The following is a 21,982-nucleotide window of genomic DNA, read 5'->3' on the forward strand; positions in this document are numbered from 1 at the left end:
TCACATACCTAATTTACGAACACGTCGGCCGGCATAAAGACTGGCAACGTAAAACAGGAGGGGATGTTTTCATGAAGAAGTATGAATTGCTTGCCGCGTCAGCGCTTGCCCTGATCTATGCGGTCCCGGCGAATGCCCAGACCGCCGATCCGTCGCCGGCCGCGCAGGACAGTCAGGCGAGCGATACGAGCGACGACATTATCGTCACCGCGACCAAGCGTGAACAAACGCTGCAAGATGTGCCGATCTCGGTTTCCGTCACTGGTGCAGAAACAGTCGAGCGTGCCCAGATCCGCGATCTGATCGACCTTCAATCGGTCGTTCCCTCGCTTAAGGTCGCGCAGTTCAACGCGGTCGGTCAGACCAACTTCATTATCCGCGGCTTCGGCAACGGCAACGGCAATGATGGTATCGAGGCTTCTGTCGGCGTGTTTATCGACGGAGTCTACCGCACGCGCACCGCCGCGGCACTCGACGATCTTCCCGAAATCGAGCGGGTCGAAGTGCTACGTGGCCCGCAATCGACCTTGTTCGGCAAGAACGTGTCGGCCGGCGCGATCAGCATCGTTACCAAGCGCCCCTCGTTCGACTGGGGTGGCAAGGCCGAAATCAGCGTCGGCAACTACAGCCTGATGCAGACCAGGGCCACGGTTACCGGTCCGTTGACCGATACCATCGCGTTTCGTCTGTCGGGCAGCGTGAATGAGCGCGAGGGTTATTTCAAAAACCTGACCACGGGCAGTGATGTCAACAATCGCAATCGCTGGTCGGTGCGCGGCGACATTCTGTTTGAACCATCGTCCGATTTCTCGGTCCGCATCATCGGCGACTACAATCTCATCAAAGAACGCTGCTGCGGCGTCTCCTCGATCCTGAACGGCCCGGCGACCCAATTCATCGGTGCGCCCCGACCGTTCGGTCTCGGCGCGCCGATTTCGGATACGACGCGGGTGTTCGACCGTAATGTCATTTTCAATACCGACCCAAAGAACCGGCTGGTCGGCAAGGGCGTCAGCGGGCAGATCGACTGGAATGTGGGCTTCGCCAAGCTGACTTCGATCACCGCCTATCGCGATCAGGTCAACCAATCGCAGCAGGACATCGATTTTACCGGCGCCGATATTTCCAACAATACTACGGCCAATCACATCCAGACCTTCACACAGGAACTGCGCCTGGCGTCCAATGGCGATGGCCCGCTCAGCTGGCTCATCGGTGGCTTCTATCAGGATGAGAAAGTCGATACCGGCCGCGACATTCGCTACGGTAACGACATCCGCGCCTACGCCGACGGCCTGTCCGGTCAGGTGCCGGCGGCCTTGCTCGGCGCGCTCCCGCCGCCACTTCGGAACGCTATAGCTGGCCGTTCGAACATTTTTGCACTCGAATTCCTGCAAAGCCTGGTCACACCGTCGATTGTTCCAGGACGGACCTATTTTCAGCCCGGACAGGGAATTTCGGATCGCTACAAACTTAAGCAGCGCTCCTATTCGCTCTTCGGCCAGGTTGATTTCGAAATCACTGATAGGCTGACCGTCACCGGCGGTCTCGCCTATCTCAATGATCGCAAAAAGGCACAGTCCTTCGTCACGCTCCAGGATCCGTTCTCGTCGCTCAACTTGCTGGCCATACCGCAGTTCCCGCCTATCGGCTTGCCGGGCAACCTGTACGGAGCGCTTGGCGCGCTGCAATTCTTCTATGGGACCAATTCGCCCAACCACGGGCCGGTCAACTATCCCAATGCCAACGAGGACGGTATTTTGACGGGTGATAAATTCACCTATGCCGGTCGTCTTGCGTATGATTTTGGCGTGGTAAATGCCTATGTCAGCTACTCGACTGGCTGGAAGGCCGGCGCATATAACCTGTCTTCGGACAGCCGCCCGCCAAACAACATTGGTATTGGGCGTACCGCCGATCCGGAGGAAGTGACGGTCTACGAAGCTGGCCTGAAGGCCAAGTTCCGCGGCGGTTACTTTAACCTCGCGGTGTTCAAGCAGGAGATCAAGGGGTTCCAGTCCAATGCCTTTACTGGCCTTGGCTACAGCTTGGTCAACGCGGGCAAGGAATCGGTGCGCGGGTTCGAAGTCGATGCGGCGTATAACCCCGCACCCTTCCTGTCGTTGACCGGCGCAGTAACCTACCTCGATCCGAAATATGACTCCTTCACCGGCGCAGCCTGCGTGAATTACGATACGGCCAGATGCCCGCTCAACCCACTGACAGGCACACGCCCTTCCCTCCGCGACCTGACAGGCGACGCGCCCGCCGGTATTCCAAAGTGGAGCTTTTCGACATCGGCAACGCTGTCTCACGACCTCGCCGATGGCATCAACGCCTATATCCGCGGGGAGTATGACTATACCAGCAAGACTCAGCTGACCGAGACGACCCCGCCAGAAATCGGAACCTGGGGAACCAACAACGTCAACGCCAGCATCGGCGTCACGTTCGTCAACGCCAAGCTGGAAGTGATGGGCTGGGCGCGTAACCTGACCAACAACAACTCACTGATCGCGACCTTCCCGACAGTGGCGCAGGATGGTAGCTATAGCGGCTATCCCAACCAGCCACGCACTTACGGCATGACGTTCCGTAAGTCGTTCTGATCCGGCGGAAAAGCGGGCTTGCCCGCCCCTCACCAAACAAAACCCCCGGCGTGCGCACGCCGGGGGTTTTTTGTTCAGTGGGCTTCACAGCCTTCGGTCATCGTCGATTCAATAAACCACCACGCTGCGGATACTCTCCCCCGCATGCATCAGGTCGAAGCCCTTGTTGATTTCCTCGAGGCTCAGCACATGGGTGATCATCGGGTCGATCTCGATCTTGCCGTTCATGTACCAGTCGACGATCTTGGGCACGTCGGTGCGCCCCTTGGCGCCGCCGAACGCGGTACCGCGCCAGTTGCGTCCGGTGACCAGCTGGAACGGCCGCGTGGCGATCTCCTTGCCCGCTTCGGCCACGCCGATGATGATGCTGGTGCCCCAGCCGCGATGGCATGCCTCCAGCGCCTGGCGCATCACCGTCGTGTTGCCGGTGCAGTCGAACGTATAGTCCGCCCCGCCATCGGTCAGCGCGACGAGATGCGCGACGATGTCACTCACGTCCTTCGGATTGACGAAATGGGTCATGCCGAACTTGCGGCCCCATTCCTCGCGATCCGGGTTGATATCGACACCGATGATCATCCCTGCCCCCGCCATCCGCGCGCCCTGGAGCACGTTGAGGCCGATCCCGCCGAGGCCGAACACGATGACATTGTCGCCGACCTGGACCTTAGCGGTGTTGACCACCGCGCCGACGCCGGTGGTCACGCCGCAGCCGATATAACAGCTGGTCTGGAACGGCGCGTCCTCACGGATCTTCGCCACCGCGATCTCGGGCAGCACGGTGAAGTTCGAAAAGGTCGAACAGCCCATATAGTGGAAGATCGTCTCGCCCTTATAGCTGAAGCGGCTGGTGCCGTCGGGCATCAACCCTTTCCCTTGCGTGGCACGGATCGCGGTGCACAAATTGGTCTTTCCGCTGAGGCACGACTTACACTGGCGGCATTCAGGCGTGTAGAGCGGGATGACGTGATCGCCCGGCTTCACGCTAGTCACGCCCGCGCCGACCTCGCGCACGACTCCGGCGCCTTCGTGCCCCAACACACTGGGAAACAGCCCTTCCGAATCGAGTCCGTCGAGCGTGTAGGCATCGGTATGGCAGATTCCGGTCGCCATGATCTCGACCAGAACTTCACCCGCTTTGGGTCCTTCTAGGTCGAGTTCGACGATCTCCAGCGGCCTCTTGGCCTCGAATGCAACAGCGGCGCGGGTCTTCATCGATCATCCTTTCAGGCATGCCGGGACCAGATGCCGCGATGACCGCGACGATGCAAGCGTGTGGCGATGGCGGGCCCGAAAGTGGCGGAAATGCAACCAAAACTGCCGCTCCGCGCTTGTCCTGGTTCAATCGAGAGACGGCACATGGCGAGCGTGAAAACGGGCGACAAGGTCAGCTGGAAATCGCATGCCGGCACCGCCCATGGCACGGTGGTCAAGAAACAGACCAGCGACACCAGGATCAAGGTCATCAGGTTCGTGCGACGAAGGATGATCCACAATACATCGTAGAGAGTGACAACGGCGGAAAGGCGGCGCACAAGGAGGGCGCGCTGAAGAAGGCGTGAATCGATGTCGGCTTGAACGGCACATCAGGAAGGACTTTATATGGCGACGACCCCCACCAAGACCGGCGGCATCCATGCACCGGTGCAGCCCTCGCCCGAGCTCGGCGCGATCGTCGGCAACGACAAGCTGCCCCGCAGCCAGGTGATCAGCAAGGTCTGGGAATACATCAAGGCGAACAACCTCCAGAACCCTGCCAACAAGCGCGAGATTCTGGCCGACGAAAAGCTGAAGAAGGTTTTTGGTCGCGACAAGTGCACGATGTTCGAAATGAACAAGTACATCGCGCAGCACGTCAAGGCGTGATCGACCGCCGCGGATGCTCACGCATCGGCGGTAATCGAACAAGATCGGGCCCGGACAGTTTGCGCTGCCCGGGCCCGATCCATGTCCGGCGCCGGTAGTGCGTCCATCCGTGACATCGACCAAATTGCCTCAGCGACGATTGACCGCTCCGGCGCCGTCGCTTACCAACCGCCACCGTGCCCCCGTAGCTCAGCCGGATAGAGCAACGGTTTCCTAAACCGTAGGCCGCGTGTTCGAATCTCGCCGGGGGCACCACCCTGAATCCTCGTGACCCAGCCAAACCCGAGACCCAGAGCCGCGAGGCGGCAACCTCTCCGGACTAAAAAACTGGCCTCCTATGGGCAGCGAACAATATATCCGCCGCACAATTGACAACGAAGGACAATTTCGCCACCGACCTGAACATGGCGCGTGGCGAGAAACGTTCAACGATTATCGACGTCGCCAAGCTGGCGCATGTGTCGCCCAAAAGCGTATCGCGCGTCTTCAATGATGAGCCGCACATTTCGCCGGCGCTGCGTAAAAAGGTGCTCCATGCAGCCAAGGAGCTCAATTATCACCCCAATGTTCTCGCTCAAGGCCTGGTTCGGCGCCAATCATACCTTATTGGTTTGATCTATGAAAAACCGAGTCCGAGCTATGTGGTGGAACTACAGCGGGGCGCGCTCGAACGATTGCATGGCGAACGTTACCGTCTGATCGTTCTCCCGGTTGAATCCGTCATGGATCGCCCGCGCGAAGTGGTTAGCCTGGTACGATCAGCGGCGCTTGACGGTGTCATCCTCGCGCCGCCGGCGTCGGACCACCCTGATATTATCGAAGGCCTTTCCAACGCGGGTATTCCATTCGCGCGAATTGCTCCGCAGTCGCAGCTTGAAATCGGGTTGTCGACGGCGATGGACGATGTCGCGGCGGCTCGCGAGATGGCCGAATATGTCATCGGCCTCGGCCACCGGACAATCGCTATTATCGTCGGCGATCCCACCCATGCCGCGAGCGCTCAGCGCCTGATCGGTTATCATCAGGCATTCGACGCCAATGGCGTACCACGGCTTCCGGAGCTGGTCGAAACCGGCGATTTCAGCTTTGAATCGGGATATGAGGCAACCAAGCGTCTCCTGTCACGCAAGCTGCGCCCGACCGGCATCTTAGCGCAGAATGACGACATGGCGGTCGGCGCCATGTCGGCAGCGCGCGAGCTTGGATTTGATGTTCCGGCCGATCTGACTGTCGTCGGCTTCGACGATTCCGAAATCGCTCGCATGATATGGCCGCGCCTGACGACGGTCCGGCAACCGATCGTGGAAATGGCCAAGACGGCCGCTGACATGCTGTTGCGCGACCTGGCAGGCGAAGACCCGGGCCCAATGGTCATTCATGCGCACCAACTCATCGAGCGACTGACGGCTGCGCCGCCACCGGCCTAAGCGTCAGATCGGTAATCTAGCGCGAGAACAGTTCGGGAGTTTCGAAGCGGCACCGCTTCGATTTGGGCATCGGTCGATGCTCACTTCATTCGAATTATCCGAAGCCAACTTGCCCATTGTCGGACACGAATATCGTCACGGATTTGAGCACGGCACAAGACAGCGGCGACCCTTCAATGAAGGGCCGCCGCCTAATCCAAAAACATCAGATCAGAAGTTGAATTTCACGCCGCCATAAACCCGCCTTGAGCCGGACTCGTAGCGGAAGGGCAGTTCGGGAAATTGCAGATAAACGCGAGTGTCGGCTTTGGCGATGTTGATCGCCTCAGCAAATATCTCGAAATTCTTGGTCAGTTTATAGCTGATCTGCCCGTCCAGCTGACCATAGGATTTCTGAAAAATGCCGAGATTCCGCGTTACTGCTCCGTCGGCAAATCCGAAATTCCCCAGATATTGCTTGGAACGCCAGCTGTACGAGGCGCGCGCGGCGAAACCATATTTCTCGAAATAGAGCTGGCCGTTAGCCGAATGCTTCGACACGCCCGGCAAAGGCAATTTGTCATCGAAGTCGGTGCTAAAATTGGTGCTGGTGTCCGAGAAGGTATAGTTCGCGGTAAAGCCAAAGCCGAAATCAAAGCCATATTGCGCCGCGATCTCGAAGCCTTTGACCCGACCGCCCGATCCGTTCGCGGGCTGCGAAACCGGCCCCAGCCTGCCGCCGGCCTGGTCGTTCACGAACACAGCGACCGTTTCGTTGACGATGAAGCTGTCGACTTCCTTCCAGAACAGGCCCGCGGACAATAGACCCTGGCTTCCGAAATAATGTTCGAAGCCGAGGTCGAACTGATAAGCGCGGAATGGATCGAGATCGGCGTTTCCGCGGCTGCCGTTGGTGAATTTGAACAGATTATCGATCGGGTCGCGCGTAAATTGGGTAGCGAAACCCTGCCCGAGCGATACGAGCGGTTGGCGGGCAACGACGCGTGCCGCCGAAAAGCGGATCTTGTCGCCATCGCGCACATCGAACACCGCGTTCACGCTGGGCAGGAAATCCGTGTAGCGCCGAACCACCGTGGCGGTCGTGAAATCGCGCAGCACGCCATTCCAGCTGTCCGTTCCCCAATAGCTGGGATCGGCGTTGGCGGGCTGGTTCTGGTCGATGGTCAAATTGGTGTTTACGAGACGGAGGCCGACATTGACATGATAGGGATCGTCGGTCCCGCCCATGTCGGCCATGATATAGCCCGACTTCGTCTCCTCCTTGACCCGATAGGTCTGCAACGGATCGTTAAAGAAGGTGAACGGAGTGTCGGGATAGAGCGACTGAATCCATTGCAGGGCATTGGTCATCTGGGACCGGTTGGCCACTAGGACCGTATCGCCCGGGACATGGCCGCCGCCTCCAAAATGAGTGATCGCCTCGACCCGCCCGGGATTGCTGATCAGGGTCGCGTAGGGCGTAATCAATGCCGGCGAATTGCCGAAGCGAGTGCATCCCGCAAAGGCGGCGGGTCTGTTTACTTCAGGCAGATCGCAGATTTTAAAACCGATCGCCCCATCCTGAAAATAGCCATAGGGCGTCCAGTTATACGAGAAACCCGCAACCCGGTTGGCAGCGGGGATCGCGGTCGCATCGAGTTCGCCCCTGCCGCTATAGTCGGCGAGATAGCGGCCCGAAGTGAAATCGACCGTGCGTTGCCCGTATCGGAAGCCTGCGCTCAACGTGATGGTATTCGTATTGCCGTTATCAACGTCATAGGCGAAGTCTGCACGGATCGAATGCCCCTTGATATCGGACCGGTCGCCAAAGGCCCAATGCGATTTGAAGAAGCCATAGGCCGGATTATTGAACAGGTCCTGCGGGCTGCCCGCACCGATGCCGAAGCTCGGAAAATCGCCGTTGCGATAGGTGAAATCAAACGTCGCCGGCGCTGCGGCGTTTGGTATGAACCCCGGCTGCGGTCCCGAAGTGCCCGGGCCGCGAACGCCATAAGCGGTGTAGCGCACGTCGTTATTCGCCACTTCGCGGTTCATCTTGGACGCTGAATAATCGGCCATGATCGATGCGCGGAAATTGGTGTCATTGTCCCAGTCGACTTTAAACTGGAGGTTGTCCGATTTGATATTCGAGACATCGACGAACGAGATGGCTTCGGCTGATTGCGCGCGGACAGTCCCTTCGAGCAGGACGCCGTTGTTGTTGATATTATAATTGCCGATCAGCCCCTGTGATTCACCCTGGCCGAACGGGAATTTGACCGACGCTTCGCGCGTATCGATTTTCAGATCCGACCGAAAATATTGCGCGCTGACTTCAAGTTCGTCGGTGGGTCTGAAATTGACTCCCAATGACGCGCCCCAGCGCCGGCGATACTGATCGCGGTCGGTAATATAGCGATACTCGGGCGCATAATAATTGGTCGGGACGGTCGCCGTGTCGCGGCGTCCACCAGCAAATGCCCAGTTGCCGCGATTGTCGCCGCCCAGGACGTTGACGTGATTGTTGGTCTTTTCATAGCTGAACGACGCGATGATCCCGAAACGATCGTTGAAATTATACCCCAGCACGGCTGCGCCGGCAGGCTTCCATCCGTCGATTTCGCTGCCCTGGCTCATCTTCAAATTGCCGCCTACCGTGAGGCCTTCTTTGAGATCGAGCGGGTTGCGGGTCTTCAGATTGACGATGCCGCCCAGGCCACCTTCGAGGAGCGAGGCGTTGGGCGATTTGAAGACCTCGATACCTCCGATCAGTTCCGACGGAATGCCCTCAAGGCTGTCGTTGCGGTTATAATTACCCTCGCCGACCTTGTAGACTTCGAGTCCGCTGACAAAAAGTTCGCCGTTCAGCAGCGTCACATTCTGTTCGAGACCGCGAATACGGACCTTTGATCCCTGTCCATTTTCGCGATCGATCTGAATTCCGGGAAGACGCTGCAGCGATTCGGCGACATTCTGGTCGGGGAATTTCCCGATATCTTCGGCCGTTACCGACTCGATGATCAGGTTGGAATCGCGCTTGGCGTTCAATGCGTTCTGCAGCGATGCGCGAAAACCGGTTACGACGATGTCGTCGCCGGCACCCTCTTCAACAGTCTGACCTGCGCCCTCTTCAACCGCCTGTTCGGACTGCGCGAATGCAGGTGAACCCACCAATCCCAGGACCAGAACTGAAGCCGCCGCCAGCAGCATTCTCCGGTGATGCAAAGTCTTGCTGATCATTTCTATCCTCCCAACCGCATCTTGGCGTGCGGATATGAACGTCTGTGGCGCGGGACGACGCGGCCCGGCGAAATCCGACAAGCAGACTCGCGGCCCATCAAACCCCACGCACTTTTTGTTGCATAAGCTTGTCAACGTTGTCAAATAATGTTTCATATTACTGCCAATACGGGTCATTTTCAGCTTAACCCTGTCAAGGTTGTCAGCCCTGACTCGCTTGCAAATGACGTACAATGACAGCTCGGGGTGTGACTTTATGCTCGTTAGAACACTGCGTTACGCCACCGTCTCCGCTCTGGCTGTGACCTTGACGCTGCCAGCATTGGCATCGCAGCATGATCGCTCCCCTGCGAAGGCGTCAGCCATAGTCCATCCCGGAGAATGGCCCGAATTGACCTTTCCGCAGGTCATTTCTCCCAGCGACGAGGCGCATGTTCAGGCGCTGCTGGCCCAGATGTCGGTTGAACAGAAAGTCGGACAGACCATTCAGGCTGATATCGCAAGCGTGACACCCGATGATGTGCGCAAATTTCATCTCGGTTCGGTGCTCAATGGCGGGAACTCGGGCCCCGGCGGCAATGACCTCGCTCCCGCGCGTGACTGGCTTGCCTTGGCTGACGCCTTTTACGCGGCGTCGATGGACCACGCGCCGGGCGAGCCGGCGATCCCGATCATCTGGGGTACAGACGCGGTGCACGGGCATAGTAATATCGTCGGAGCCACCCTATTCCCTCACAATGTGGGCCTGGGCGCCGCGCGCGACCCCGACCTGATCGAACGCATCGGCCAGGTAACGGCGATCGAAATTCGCGTTACGGGCCAGGAATGGACCTTCGCCCCGACCGTCACCGTCCCGCAGGATTATCGCTGGGGGCGCGCCTATGAAGGCTATTCGTCTGATCCGGCGCTCGTTACCTCTTATGTCGGCCGTATGATCCGCGGATTGCAGGGGCCGCCTTCGATCACGCCAATTCTTGCAGGGCCGCATGTCGCTGCAAGCACCAAGCATTTCCTCGCCGACGGCGCGACAGAGGGCGGCAAGGATCAGGGCGACGCGACCATTTCCGAGCGCGACCTGCGCGTCGTCCATGGTGCGCCCTATATTCCGGCGATCGAAAACGGTGTCGCTACTATCATGACCAGTTTCTCGAGCTGGCAGGGCGTGAAGATTTCCGGCAACAAGGGGCTGGTCACCGATATATTGAAAGACCGGATGAAGTTTGGTGGCTTTGTCGTCACCGACTGGAACGCGCATGGGCAGGTCGCCGGTTGCAGCAACGCCAGCTGCCCCGTCGCAGCCAATGCCGGTATCGATATGTTCATGGCTCCTGACAGCTGGCGCGCACTTTATGCAAGCACGCTGGCCCAGGTCAAGAACGGCACGATTCCCTTGGCGCGGCTCGACGATGCGGTCGCGCGCATCTTGCGCGTCAAGCAGCGCCTGGGCCTGTTCGAGGCGGGCAAGCCATCCGCGCGCGGCTATTCGGGCCGCTACGACCTGCTCGGCGCGCCCGAGCATCGAGCGGTGGCGCGCGAAGCGGTTCGCAAGTCGCTCGTCCTGCTCAAAAACACCGGCGTCCTTCCCCTCAAACCGCAGGCGCACATCCTCGTCGCCGGCGATGGCGCCGACGACATTGCCCGCCAGTCGGGTGGCTGGACCCTCAGCTGGCAAGGCACTGGGCTGAACAACGGCAATTTTCCGGGCGCAACATCGCTATGGCGTGGCATCGAGCAACAGGTCACCGCAGCAGGCGGCAGCGCCGAGTTGGCCCTTGAAGGCGATTATAAACAGCGTCCCGATGCCGCGATCGTGATTTTTGGTGAAACGCCCTACGCCGAGTTCCAGGGAGACATCCCATCGCTCCAGCTGCGCCCCGAATTGCGTCGGCCGTTCGCGACGATGCGCAAACTCAAAGCGGCGGGAATTCCAGTGGTCGCGGTCATGATCACCGGACGGCCGCTCTATATCAATGAAGCACTAAATGAAGCCGATGCTCTTGTTACCGCCTGGTTGCCCGGATCCGAAGGCGCGGGCGTTGCCGACCTGTTGTTCGCAGGCGAGAACGGTGCACCGGCCTTCGACTTCCGGGGGCGCCTGCCAACGGCCTGGCCGGCGACGGCAAAGCATGGCGGGCCTGTCCTGTTTCCCTTTGGCTATGGACTGACTTACGCCGGTGGGCCGCAACCATGGAAACCGCTGTCGGAGGACAGTCAAGTCGCCGACGACGGCAGCGGCGGCGGCGCTTATTTCGACAAGGGTGTGGCGGCGGCGTCATGGTCGCTAACCGTGTCGCAGATCGACGGCAGCGATTCATTGCGCGTGACGACAGTTCCCGCCACCGGGCTGTCGGGGCGGGCGATCGTCACCGCGACCGATCATGACGTACAGGAAGGCGCGCGAAAATTCGCCATCGCTGGCGGTCCCGGCGGATCGGCGCTCGAGATCAACACGCAAGACGCCATCGACCTGTCGCGAGAGACCAATGGTGACGTCATGCTGCTTGCCACCATGCGCCTCGACACGCCCCCTTCGGCAGCCATTACCATGTCGCTTCGGTGCGACGGATCGGCGTGCGGACGTCCGCTCCACCTGCCCGAGTTCACAGCGCTGGCGCCCGGCCGGTGGCGTGTGCTGGGGGTACCGCTGAAGTGTTTCGCCGCAACCGGGGCGGATATGACTCGCATCACCGCCCCCTTTCGCCTGGCGACCGGCGGAAGTCTGGGTTTCAGCCTGTCACGCGTTGCCCTGGGCAGCGGCGCGGAAGCCGATATCGTCGCGAAATGCCCGAAAGGCTGATCGCAATGTGCATAGCTGACGCCTTCTACAACGCCGGCTTGAATGCCTGATCGTTCACGGCTTCACTTCTCTTGAAGCGCCGCCGCTCTTCGCGCGCGGCGCGCAACTCCAAGTCTGTCCCCCACTATTTCGCCTCGATCCGTGCCGGCACGACGTTCCAGCCACGCAGCGTGAGGCCCGGCGTGCCGGCGACCGCCGCCGGATAGCGCACATCGACGGAGCGCGTCTCGCCGGGCAATAAGGCAAGGTAGTTGTCGCTGTAGAAGGCTGGAAGGATACGCCCTCCCCTCGCGTCAACCAGCGTGAGTTTGGCATTGAGTACCGGGGTGCTGCTGGAGTTGGACAAAGTCACCCGAACCCGCCGGTCGGCACCGTTGTTGACCGGTGCTTCCACCTCCATTCGAAGCGGAACCTTCGCCAGCGTGTCGAGCGCTCGATAGGAAGCGCTATCCTTGCCGCGCCAGTAGAAGTTCTCCGCGACGAGTTTACCGGAATCGTCGGTCAGCTTGAGCGCCACCAGCAGCATCGGATCGCGCGCGAAAAGCGACTCCAGTGGCACCGGCGCGAGCGGAGTCGCCCGGTTCGCAAGTGCGTCGACCCGGTCGGTGCGCACGAAGAGCTCGCGATTGTCGAGGCCAACCACCCGCGTTGCCACGGTCAGACGGCGAAGGTCTTCACGTGTCGTGTTGAGTACGATCAGTTCATTGCCCGGCAGGTTGAGCTGGACGTGGAGCGGCTCCGTCGCCTTCTTCGCCCCATAATAGGCGGCGTGCGTGTCATAGTCCCAGCTGTAGATCTGCCACGCGTTCGACGGCCAGGCCGGGTGGGTCATCCATAGCAGCCGGCCCGAATTCTTGGTCCAGAGGTGCCCAAGGAATCCTTCGTACATCGCCTTGTGGGTTTCGAGATTCATCATCTGCGCCTTGCGCTCGAAATCCTCGAGTGAGGTCGCGGGACCGAACATGGTTTCGAGCGTCTGCATGAAGGTTTTGGTGTCGCCGTTCCCGGCGAAATGCCAGTCATGATAGGCCAGCGTATCGCTCAACGGCCAGCGATCGGCGTCGGGCACAGAGGATTTGATCGATTCGATCGTGGACAGTGACGGCGTTCCCGTCTCGACCGAGAAGCCGGTGGCGAGATCGGTGAAATAGCCGACCGGTGGGCGATAATTATATGGCCCCGAGTCCTGCAGATTCACGACATTCGAACTGCCCGTGTACCAGCGTGTTCCGTCCAGTGCGTGTACCGCATCGTCCAGCCCCTCGTTCAACGCGGGATACGGGACGCCCTCGTTGCGGCCGAACCAGAGGATGATCGACGGGTGGTTGCGGTAGCGGGCGATCGTGTCGCGCGCATTTGCAAGGAACAGCTGCGGATCCTGCGGTTCGACCTGGAAATTCTGGGTCGACTGCCAGAAATCGTTGAGCACCATCAGCCCGTATTCGTCGGCGAGGTCGAAAAATTGCGGCTCGGTATTGGTGCCCATCCAGTTGCGCACCACATTCATGTGCGCTTCCTTCTGCAACCGAAAATAGGGTTCGAGCCGGGCGCGGTCGATCCGCTTCATCGCATCATCCATGCCCCAATTGCCGCCGCGCGCGGCGATCTTCACGCCATTGACGCGGATCGCCAGATGCGGCTCGGGCAGCGTCTCGGAGATTTCGGCGACCGCCGGCGAATGTTCGCCTGCCGGGGTGAGCGATTCGGTCCAGCCGCGCGGGGTTTGTTTGATCGCCTCGTGATTGACCGCGATCAGCTTCTCGCCCTTGAGGCCGCCATCGGTGGTCTGCACATTGACACGGCGCAGCACGCCCCTGCTGTCGAACAGGGACAGGTCATAGCTGACCTCGCGGATGCCGAAGCGCACGGTCTTGATGTCCGAAGGCTGACCGCCGACGAGCACGGAGAAGCGCATATCGTGCAGCGCCGGCTCGCCATAACCATTGGGCCACCATAGCCTGGGATCACGAACCGTGACGGGCGCGAAGGCGATGCTGGTGACCCCCGGGGCGACCGTGACAAGCTTCTCCATGTCGTGACCGTCGAAGCTCGCACGTACCGTCACCTGCAGCGCCGTCGTGCCCTTGTTCTCCACCGGCACTCGGACATGCACATCGCAACTGTCGATGCGCGGGAGCGGCAAATCGGTGACAATTTGCGGATCGAGGATGCGCACCGTGCCGTGCGCCTGAAGCTCCACCGGAAGCCAGATGCCGGTGTTGCGATCGCGGATCCCGGGAATCCAGTCCCAGCCCTCGGTGGCGACGAAAGTGGGCCCGTCGATCGCCAACTGGCCGCCATTCATGCCCACGCCGCCCTTGATCGATTGTTCGTGGGGGATACCGGGATGCGGCGGCGGCGACACCCGCACCGCGATCACATTCTCGCCAGCCTGTGGAATGATGTCGAAGCGGCCCCGAATGAAGGCGCCGGTGGTGTTACCCAGCTTCACGCCGTTCACCCATATTTCCGCGGCATAGTTGATGCCGTTGAAGGTCAGGGTCAGCGCGCGCCCCGCCGCCTCGGGCGGCACCTCAAAGCTGGCGCGGTACCACCAATCCTGCCGCGACAGGCTCTCGGGGATCGCCAAATTGTTGAGTCCGTAATAGGGATCCGGATAGACGCCACGGTCGACAAGCGTCGTCAGCACGGTGCCTGGCACCGTCGCCGCGTACCATTTGCGCGCATCGAAACCGGGCCGCGAAAGCACATTCGCGTCCGCGATCACGTCACCCGCGCCGATCAGACGCCAGCCATTGATCTGCCATCGATTATCGCCAATCGCCTCAAGCGCCGGACGCGCCGTCACGGGCTTGGCGACCGGAGGCGTCCCCTCCCCTTTGGCCTTGGGCAGCGTCCACGGATCCTGCTGCCGCCATAGGCCGGTATTGGCGTAGCGCTGCCACTCCCAGCCCTGGCCGACCTTCCACATCTGGATCAGTTCGAATTTGGGCCGATCGCTCCACATGCGCGAAATCTGTGCCGGGCTGAGCGCAGCGTCGTCGACTGTGACATGCACCAACGCACCGCCGAAATGCGGCGCCCCCGGCGTCGCGGGGGCGACTCCGATCACAGCCTTGACCTCGGTGGAGCGTATCGCCCCGCGCGAGACTTCGCGTCCATCGATCGTGAGCCGCAGCGTCTTGCCATCGGACGAGGCGACGAGGTGCGTCCAGGTCTTCGGCGCTACCGAACGCGAAGCCGCGAGCAATGCCTCGCCGTCGCGTACGGCCGGTACGCCGTCCTTCAACGCCAGACACCGGCAGGCGCCGCCCTCGGTCGAGCCCAGCGCCACCAGCACGACCATGCCCTTCTGCCGCGCGTCGGGCTTTACCCAGGCCGAGATGCTGTACGGTGCCCCGGTCTTCGCCATCGCGCTGGCGTCTGCCAGCGCGCGCTCGACGCCAATCCCGCCTTCGAGGAAGATCGCATTATAGGGGCCGCCATTATTGGGTGTAGCGGCATTCGCCGGAAGGACCGATGCGGCGACCAGCAACAGGCCCAGCACGTATCTCGCCATATTGTTTAGTCCCGGCATGTGGTGGCTTGATGATAAAGATGTCGAACTTTGTTTGCCAGAAGTCGTGGCTACGCAACTCATCGAACGAGACGCGGCGGAAGATGTGGGCGCGCTCAGACATCTCGCGGAATTGTTGCCAACAGGGCGGCTGCTGCAAGAGCGAGCAAAGCGAGCAGAAGGAAAAGCCGCTCAAAGCCGAACGCCGGGACGAGCGAAATGGCGAGCCATGGCATCACCAGCGAAGGCGCGGTGTTGGCGAGATTGAAGATTCCGATATCACGCCCACGCCGATCGGGGTCGGGAAGAATGCGCAGCGTCTGACTCGCATGCAGCGCAAGAAAGGTCGCGCCGGTCGTCGCGAAAAGCAAATAGGCCGACTTTGCTGTAGCCGGATCACCGGCCAGGGCCATCGCACCCAGTCCCGCTGCGGAAATTACCGCCAGCAATGATAGCATTGCGAAAGGGCGTCCATGCCGATCGGTCCATCGACCGACGACAAAAGCAAGGAAGATTGCGGCCGTCAGTCCGCCTGCAAAAAGGACGGTCTTTTCACCGTCTCCCATCGCGGGGTCGAGCGCGCGCAGCCAGAAGTAGAGATAGCTGGCAAGCGCCGCCCCGGAAATCTGGACAAGCAGGCGCGCGGCCCATACCCGCATCGCCACCGACCCGAGCCGCGGGCTGGCCGACACGCTTTGCCGGACGGGAATGGCGGGTCCGGATGATTGGCGCGGGCGTCCGAAACACAACACCGGCAAAACCGCAGCTATCGCCAGAAAGGCAATGACCCAAAGCTTGTCCTGAAAGGTCGTTGCGCCGCTCGCGGCAAGCGCAATCCCAGACCAGGCGCCACTCGCGGGCGCCAGGGCGAGAAGGCCGCCGAGCATGCCCTTTTGCTCGTCGGGCACCAGATCCGCCGCCCAGGCGAGCAATGGTACGAGCAGCATGTTGAGTGACAATTGCCAGGCCACGACAAGCCAAAGCAGCGCGGCGATGTCGTCGCATCGCACCATCGCCAGCTGGAATCCGGTACTCAGCAAAAGCCCTGCGAGAATCCAGACGCGCCGACGTCCCGTCCGATCGCTGAGCCAGCCAAAGAAAACACCCCCACAGCTCGCTGCAACCGCGCCGGCAAAGACGATATAGCCGAGCCACAGAACATCGTCCTGCCCGGCAAGCTCCGTGACGCGCGCCGGCAGCACGAGCATCAGGAATGGTGTATAGGCGATCACGCTGCCGGCCTGAGCCAGTGCATAGAGGAGCAGGAAGCCAAGCGGCTGCCGCCGTTTCGCTTCGGCTGCGTTCCCCATCGATATGCTCTCCCCAAGCGCGCCCTCAAGCCGGTAATAACCGACCCGTCGCAAGAGAACAGGAGTCTCTTGCGTTACATTTGGCAGCGGCGACGCTCGATCGCTGCAGCTGTCCGTGCCGGGTTTAGAAAATCACGCGAGCGCGCGGAGTAGCTTCGGGCACATATGTCGATCAACGATCCGGCGAGAGCCTGTCGCGAGACTTCCTCATCGTGGAAGGGTGTTTGCAGATCTCCGATATTCGGCCAGGTGATAGCCCCGGTTCAGGTCCCAGCCTCTTCCGGCCAGTAAAGCCGCATCGGATTCGCCACGAGCAGCTTGTGCTGCAATGCCCCGATCGGCGCGATACGCGGGATCACATCGACCAGACCGCCATCGTCAGGGATGCGATGCTCCATATTGGGATGCGGCCAGTCGGTGCCCCACAGCACGCGGTCCTGATAATCCTCAACCAGCGGCCGCACCGCCGCGACGAAATCGTCATAGGGCTCACCTAGCGGCGACAGGCGATCGGGACAGGTCACCTTGGTCCAGATATCGTCACGACTGTCCAGCAGGGCGCGAAAAGCGCGCATATCGGGGCCATCCGGTCCCTGTGTCACGTCGGGCCGGCCCATATGATCGATCACGATCGGCACCCGGATCGCGGCGAGGAAAGACTTCATCTCCTCAAGGATGTCCGCTTCGAAATAGACCACGACGTGCCAACCCTTCGGCAAGCGGCCGGCGACCTCGAGGAACCTGTCCTTGGGCGCATTGTCGACCAGCCGTTTGAGAAAGTTGAAGCGCACGCCGCGCATCCCGCCTCTATCGAGCATTCGCAGCTCATCATCGCTGATCGCGGGATCAACCACCGCAACCCCCCGCGCCTTGCCGCCGGACTTCGCGATGGCGTTCAGCGTGGCGGCATTATCGGTCCCGTGGCAACTCGCCTGAACGATCACGTTGCGAGCGAAACCCAGCCGGTCGCGCAGGGCGAACAGCATGTCCGGCCCGGCATCCTGGGGTTGATATTTGGCGAGCGGGCTGAACGGAAATTCGGCTGCGGGGCCGAACACATGGCAATGCGCATCGACCGCGCCAGGCGGCGGCACGTACCGGGGCGTAGAGGGATGTTCGGTCCAGCTGCGAACGCGACCCTGCTCGTCCGTGCTCATGCGAACACCTCTCCATCCATCAGTTTACGCGCGGTGCGAAGCAATGCCGCGGTCGCCACCTGCCCGTCCTCACCCAGTTCCAGGACACAGCTCATCTCGCCGGTCGGGTGTTCGACCGACAGCGTCTTGCGCGCGCCGTCGGGAATCGATGCGACGGCGCCTGCCGGCGAACCTGGCACCAGGCAAGCCGTCGCCACACTGACTGCACCCAGTACGCCGATGGTGGCATGCGCGCGGTGCGGGATGAAGCTGCGCACCGTCACCGCACCGCCATGCGCGGGCGGCGCGACGAGCATCATCTTGGGCACGGATTTCTCGGTCACATCGCCGAGATTCATCATCGGTCCGGCCTGAAGCCGGATCGCCTCGATCCGCGCCTTGAGATCGGTCGCCGCGTCAAGCGTCTCGCGGTCCTCATAACCAGTCGCGCCGACATCCTCGGCCTTGAACACCACGCAGGGCATGCCGTTGTCGATCAGCGTGCAGGCGACGCCGTCGATCATATCAACCGCATTACCGGTCGGCAGCAGCGCGCCGCATGACGACCCCGCAGTGTCGCGGAACTCCAGCGGGATCGGCGCGGCGCTTCCCGGCACGCCATCGATGCGGGCGTCACCGGCATAAGTCGGCACGCCGCCCGGCGTTTGCACCGTGGCGACCGCGATCTGGCCGGTATTGACCATGAAGATCGACACCCGCGTTTCCCCAGCCGTCGCCGCGAACAGCCCCCGCTCGATCGCGAACGGCCCCACACCGGCGAGCATGTTGCCGCAATTCTGCGCATCGGTGACGACGGCCGTATCGACGAACACCTGGAGGAATAGATAATCGACATCGACGCCATCGCGCCCCGAGCGGGAGACGACAGCGACCTTAGAGGTGAGCGGATCGGCGCCGCCCATGCCGTCGATCTGGCGCGGATCGGGCGATCCCATCACGCGCAGCAGCAAGGCGTCGCGCTCCGCCGTATCGGCCGGCAGATCTTCCGCGACGAAGAAACCGCCCTTCGACGTGCCGCCGCGCATCCACATGCAACGGATGGCTGTCAAATTCCCTCTCCCGTCGGGAGAGGGAGGGAGCAGCGAAGCTGCGGAAGGGTGAGGGTGAATATGGGCGACGCCATCACCCTCACCCTTCCCACCGCCGCGCGGCGGCCCCCTTCCCTCTCCCGATGGGAGAGGGAGTTTGGTGCGTCACTCATAGGTAAGCCCCAGTTCGGCCAGCTTGCCGCGCATATCGTAAATGTCCAGCCCGAGTTCGCCAGCCGCGAGCCGCTGACGCTTCGATTCCTCATTGGCCTCGCGCGCCTGGGCCTTTTTCAGCACATCTGCCGCATCGGCGCGTTTGACCACACAGACACCGTCGTCGTCCGCGACGATCACGTCACCAGCCTCGATCGCCGCACCCGCGCACACGATCGGGACATTGACCGATCCAAGCGTCGCCTTGACCGTCCCTTGCGCGAAGACCGCCTTCGACCAGACCGGAAAGCCCATTTGCGTCAGGTCGCGCACGTCACGCACGCCGGCGTCGAGCACCAGTCCGCGACACCCCCGCGCCATCGCCGAGGTGGCGAGCAGATCGCCGAAATAACCGTCTTCACATGGTGATGTCGGCGCGAGCACCAGGACATCGCCCATCCGCAATTGCTCGATCGCAACGTGGATCATCCAATTGTCGCCCGGCGGCGCCGAGATCGTCACCGCCGAGCCCGCAATCCGGGCGCCGGGATAGATTGGCCGCAACCGGCTTGCGAGCAGGCCGATCCTGCCTTGCGCCTCATGCACCGTGGCGACGCCGCATGCGGCGAGCCCGTCGATGACGATGGTGTCGGCGCGTTCGATGCTGGTCACGACCCTCGACATGCAAATCTCCTTTCGTCGAGGACTGCGCGTCGTACGGCGCAGCGACAATTCGGAAGAATGGCCCATCGATAAGTTTTTGCTATAGATGCTTCATGGCCCCTGCCCCGTTCGACCTCAATCTCCGTCATCTGCGCGCGCTAGCGGCGATCGTCACGCATGGCAGCATGAGCGCGGCGGCCGAGATCGTCAGCCTGTCGCAGCCCGCACTGACTCAGGGGCTCGCCAAGCTGGAAGCGCAGCTCGGCACGGCGCTGTTCGAACGGCGCACCGATGGCATGGCGCCGACCGAGGCGGGCGCAGCGTTGACGGCGCGCGCGGTGGCGGCCTTCGCGCATCTTGGCGCCGCGACACGGTCGGGCGCCCGTGGATTCACACGGCCGGCGCAGTTGATGACGGCGACGCAGCTGCATGCCTTTCTCGCGCTTGCCGATACCGGGAGCTTCGTCGGCGCGGGTGCGGCGACGGCGCTCTCGCAACCGGCAATCCACCGTGCGGTGCGCGATCTGGAGCAAGTGTGCGGCACGGTGCTGGTCGAACGGCGCGGGCGCGGGATTGCGCTGAGCGAAGCAGGGCGGCGGCTGGCGCGCGGAATCCGGCTGGCGAGCGCGGAAATTGCTGCGGGGATCGTTGAGGCCGGACCCGATCGCGGCGGGGCGGGGCGGGTCGCGATCGGAGCGATGCCGCTGTCGCGCGCCGAACTGTTGCCGCGCGCACTCGCCCGGGTGGCGCGCGAAATGCCCGGCGCGCGGTTCGACGTTTCGGAGGGATCGTGGCGCGAGCTGGTCGAGCCGTTGCGCGACGGCACGCTCGACATGATGATCGGCGCGCTGCGACCCGCGCCCGGCCCGCCCGATCTGCAGCAGCAGCCGCTGCTCGACGACCGGCTGGTGATCGTCGGGCGTGCCGGACACCCACTGGCCGGCGGGGCGCAGCCAACACGCGAGGCGCTGCGCGCCTATCCCTGGATCGTCGGGCGCACAGGCGCACCGATCCGGGCATTGTGGGAAAGCATGTTCGCGGGCGGTACGCTGCCGGAAGCGCCGATCGAATGCGGGTCGGTGATGGTGATCCGCGGGGTGTTGCGCGAAAGCGATTTTCTTACCCTGCTCTCGCCCGACCAGGTGGGACTCGAGATCGATACGGGCATGCTGACGGCGATCGGGCCGGCACCCGAAGCGAGCGGGCGCGTGATCGGCGTGACGACGCGTGCCGGCTGGCGGCCGACGCGAGTGCAGGCGCGGTTTCTCGAGGTGCTGGCCGCCGTCTAGGCAATTCGCCTATGGTACCCGGCTCATCTCGGCGCATGGCGTGGCGATGGTCAGCCAATACGCTGGTGGCGCTATGCCAATCCTGTTTTTCGACACTAAGAAAAAGCGCGCCGGTGTGGGTCGGCAAGGGATGAAATGCCCGATCCGTTATGATGGTTGAATCGCCGCCGCGACAGAGATGAGGGGTGGGACTGATTGGCCTGATGGGAGATATGCTACACCGGTTGTGTCAGATTACAGACCGTCGCATCCCTCCGCCGATATTACCAAATATCACTATTTATCAGATGCTAAACCAAGACCTTGCCCAAGCAATCCACTCGACACCAACCGGTCGGACTGGATCCACGGCGCTAAGCAGCCGCCTCACAGCGTTGCATAAAATCGCTCCACTTGGCACGCGCGGTGGCATCCATCACAACCGCCGTCGTATAGCCGGTGGTGAAGAGCGACATCATCTCGCTCTTACCGATCGCCGTGAGCTGCTTGTCACCCTTGAGCAAGTGGATCGTCAGGTCCCAGCCTCCAGCGGGATTTTTCACCGCATCGGCCGGTATGAAGCGCGGATCACCCTTCCCACCGAACAATGCCATCATCGCCGCGCCCGGCGACATCACTGCCTGTGCATCATCTCCAACCGTCTGGCCGTTTTTCAGGTCCATGAGTTTGGTGACCCCCTTCTGGGTCACGATCACGTCATTGACGGTGCATTCGAACCGATAGGAGACCCGTTGTCCGGCATCGAAGGTCAGCACGACACCGCGACCGCCCTCTGCCGGATGAAGCTGCCAATCGATGGCCTCAGCTCGCGCGGCAAGAGCGAGCATCATCGCAAGGCCAAAGATTTTTATACCATGTGGCATTTGGTTTGCTCCAACCGAGGATCAATATCAGCCTGTCCGAGACACGATCCATACACCGTCTATGACCCGGGCGACCGCTTTCAA

General features: G+C 61.6%; 14 protein-coding genes and 1 tRNA gene. 7 read left to right on the top strand and 8 right to left on the bottom strand.

The annotated features are described in order from the left end of the window. Positions 1-71 precede the first annotated feature (71 nt). Entirely contained in the window at positions 72-2,609 is a 2,538-nt protein-coding gene (locus G4G27_RS09340) for a TonB-dependent receptor (protein ID WP_183113069.1), read from the top strand. A 108-nt stretch (positions 2,610-2,717) separates the two neighbouring features. On the opposite strand, the gene G4G27_RS09345 is transcribed toward G4G27_RS09340, so the two are convergent. Then, a complete protein-coding gene (locus G4G27_RS09345) occupies positions 2,718-3,824 on the bottom strand; it encodes an S-(hydroxymethyl)glutathione dehydrogenase/class III alcohol dehydrogenase (RefSeq protein WP_183113070.1) in 1,107 nt (368 codons plus the stop codon). A 144-nt stretch (positions 3,825-3,968) separates the two neighbouring features. Between G4G27_RS09345 and G4G27_RS09350 the strand changes: the two genes are divergently transcribed. From G4G27_RS09350 to G4G27_RS09365, 4 genes are all read left to right on the top strand, one after another. Next, positions 3,969-4,115: a DUF2945 domain-containing protein gene (locus G4G27_RS09350; RefSeq protein ID WP_244624619.1), complete on the top strand. Its 147-nt coding sequence runs from the start codon at positions 3,969-3,971 to the stop codon at positions 4,113-4,115. A 96-nt stretch (positions 4,116-4,211) separates the two neighbouring features. Continuing rightward, the gene (locus G4G27_RS09355; protein ID WP_183113071.1) at positions 4,212-4,475 is read left to right on the top strand and encodes an SWIB/MDM2 domain-containing protein; all 264 of its coding nucleotides are present in this window, start codon (positions 4,212-4,214) and stop codon (positions 4,473-4,475) included. Between the two features lie 178 nt (positions 4,476-4,653). Continuing rightward, positions 4,654-4,730 (top strand) — tRNA-Arg (locus G4G27_RS09360). 113 nt (positions 4,731-4,843) lie between these two features. Further along, positions 4,844-5,902 carry a LacI family DNA-binding transcriptional regulator gene (locus G4G27_RS09365; RefSeq protein WP_244624620.1) on the top strand — a complete coding sequence of 353 codons (1,059 nt, stop codon included), beginning with the start codon at positions 4,844-4,846 and terminating at the stop codon, positions 5,900-5,902. 210 nt (positions 5,903-6,112) lie between these two features. On the opposite strand, the gene G4G27_RS09370 is transcribed toward G4G27_RS09365, so the two are convergent. Continuing rightward, positions 6,113-9,121: a TonB-dependent receptor gene (locus G4G27_RS09370; protein ID WP_183113072.1), complete on the bottom strand. Its 3,009-nt coding sequence runs from the start codon at positions 9,119-9,121 to the stop codon at positions 6,113-6,115. 391 nt (positions 9,122-9,512) lie between these two features. Here G4G27_RS09370 and G4G27_RS09375 point away from each other — a divergent pair, with 391 nt between their 5' ends. Then, positions 9,513-11,918 carry an exo 1,3/1,4-beta-D-glucan glucohydrolase gene (locus G4G27_RS09375; protein ID WP_345940680.1) on the top strand — a complete coding sequence of 802 codons (2,406 nt, stop codon included), beginning with the start codon at positions 9,513-9,515 and terminating at the stop codon, positions 11,916-11,918. Between the two features lie 124 nt (positions 11,919-12,042). Here the strand turns inward: G4G27_RS09375 and G4G27_RS09380 are convergent, their stop codons facing one another. The 5 genes from G4G27_RS09380 to G4G27_RS09400 form a co-directional block, all read right to left on the bottom strand. Then, positions 12,043-15,438: a LamG-like jellyroll fold domain-containing protein gene (locus G4G27_RS09380; protein WP_183113074.1), complete on the bottom strand. Its 3,396-nt coding sequence runs from the start codon at positions 15,436-15,438 to the stop codon at positions 12,043-12,045. A 113-nt stretch (positions 15,439-15,551) separates the two neighbouring features. Beyond that, complete coding sequence (locus G4G27_RS09385; RefSeq protein ID WP_183113075.1) at positions 15,552-16,745, bottom strand: MFS transporter; 1,194 nt, start codon at positions 16,743-16,745, stop codon at positions 15,552-15,554. A 263-nt stretch (positions 16,746-17,008) separates the two neighbouring features. Beyond that, positions 17,009-17,902 carry an amidohydrolase family protein gene (locus G4G27_RS09390; RefSeq protein ID WP_183113076.1) on the bottom strand — a complete coding sequence of 298 codons (894 nt, stop codon included), beginning with the start codon at positions 17,900-17,902 and terminating at the stop codon, positions 17,009-17,011. Then, the gene (locus G4G27_RS09395; RefSeq protein WP_183113712.1) at positions 17,899-18,933 is read right to left on the bottom strand and encodes a 4-oxalomesaconate tautomerase; all 1,035 of its coding nucleotides are present in this window, start codon (positions 18,931-18,933) and stop codon (positions 17,899-17,901) included. The genes G4G27_RS09390 and G4G27_RS09395 overlap by 4 nt, the downstream gene beginning before the upstream one ends. 162 nt (positions 18,934-19,095) lie before the next feature. Then, the gene (locus tag G4G27_RS09400) at positions 19,096-19,767 is read right to left on the bottom strand and encodes a 4-carboxy-4-hydroxy-2-oxoadipate aldolase/oxaloacetate decarboxylase (RefSeq protein ID WP_183113077.1); all 672 of its coding nucleotides are present in this window, start codon (positions 19,765-19,767) and stop codon (positions 19,096-19,098) included. A 92-nt stretch (positions 19,768-19,859) separates the two neighbouring features. Here G4G27_RS09400 and G4G27_RS09405 point away from each other — a divergent pair, with 92 nt between their 5' ends. Then, complete coding sequence (locus G4G27_RS09405) at positions 19,860-21,035, top strand: LysR family transcriptional regulator (protein ID WP_183113078.1); 1,176 nt, start codon at positions 19,860-19,862, stop codon at positions 21,033-21,035. Positions 21,036-21,388: 353 nt separating this feature from the next. Here G4G27_RS09405 and G4G27_RS09410 read toward each other — a convergent pair whose 3' ends face one another. Beyond that, positions 21,389-21,865 (bottom strand): hypothetical protein, encoded by a 477-nt coding sequence (locus G4G27_RS09410; protein WP_183113079.1) that lies wholly within the window; start codon positions 21,863-21,865, stop codon positions 21,389-21,391. Positions 21,866-21,982: the final 117 nt, after the last annotated feature.

The organism is Sphingomonas sp. So64.6b (genome assembly GCF_014171475.1).
Lineage (GTDB): Bacteria > Pseudomonadota > Alphaproteobacteria > Sphingomonadales > Sphingomonadaceae > Sphingomonas > Sphingomonas alpina_A.

Bases quoted from the DNA above. Each gene is read 5' to 3' on its own strand.
- G4G27_RS09340 (WP_183113069.1), top strand. From the start codon at position 72: ATGAAGAAGTATGAATTGCTTGCCGCGTCAGCGCTTGCCCTGATCTAT.
- G4G27_RS09345 (WP_183113070.1), bottom strand. From the start codon at position 3,824: ATGAAGACCCGCGCCGCTGTTGCATTCGAGGCCAAGAGGCCGCTGGAG.
- G4G27_RS09350 (WP_244624619.1), top strand. From the start codon at position 3,969: ATGGCGAGCGTGAAAACGGGCGACAAGGTCAGCTGGAAATCGCATGCC.
- G4G27_RS09355 (WP_183113071.1), top strand. From the start codon at position 4,212: ATGGCGACGACCCCCACCAAGACCGGCGGCATCCATGCACCGGTGCAG.
- G4G27_RS09370 (WP_183113072.1), bottom strand. From the start codon at position 9,121: ATGATCAGCAAGACTTTGCATCACCGGAGAATGCTGCTGGCGGCGGCT.
- G4G27_RS09380 (WP_183113074.1), bottom strand. From the start codon at position 15,438: ATGGCGAGATACGTGCTGGGCCTGTTGCTGGTCGCCGCATCGGTCCTT.
- G4G27_RS09385 (WP_183113075.1), bottom strand. From the start codon at position 16,745: ATGGGGAACGCAGCCGAAGCGAAACGGCGGCAGCCGCTTGGCTTCCTG.
- G4G27_RS09390 (WP_183113076.1), bottom strand. From the start codon at position 17,902: ATGAGCACGGACGAGCAGGGTCGCGTTCGCAGCTGGACCGAACATCCC.
- G4G27_RS09395 (WP_183113712.1), bottom strand. From the start codon at position 18,933: ATGTGGATGCGCGGCGGCACGTCGAAGGGCGGTTTCTTCGTCGCGGAA.
- G4G27_RS09400 (WP_183113077.1), bottom strand. From the start codon at position 19,767: ATGTCGAGGGTCGTGACCAGCATCGAACGCGCCGACACCATCGTCATC.
- G4G27_RS09405 (WP_183113078.1), top strand. From the start codon at position 19,860: ATGGCCCCTGCCCCGTTCGACCTCAATCTCCGTCATCTGCGCGCGCTA.
- G4G27_RS09410 (WP_183113079.1), bottom strand. From the start codon at position 21,865: ATGATGCTCGCTCTTGCCGCGCGAGCTGAGGCCATCGATTGGCAGCTT.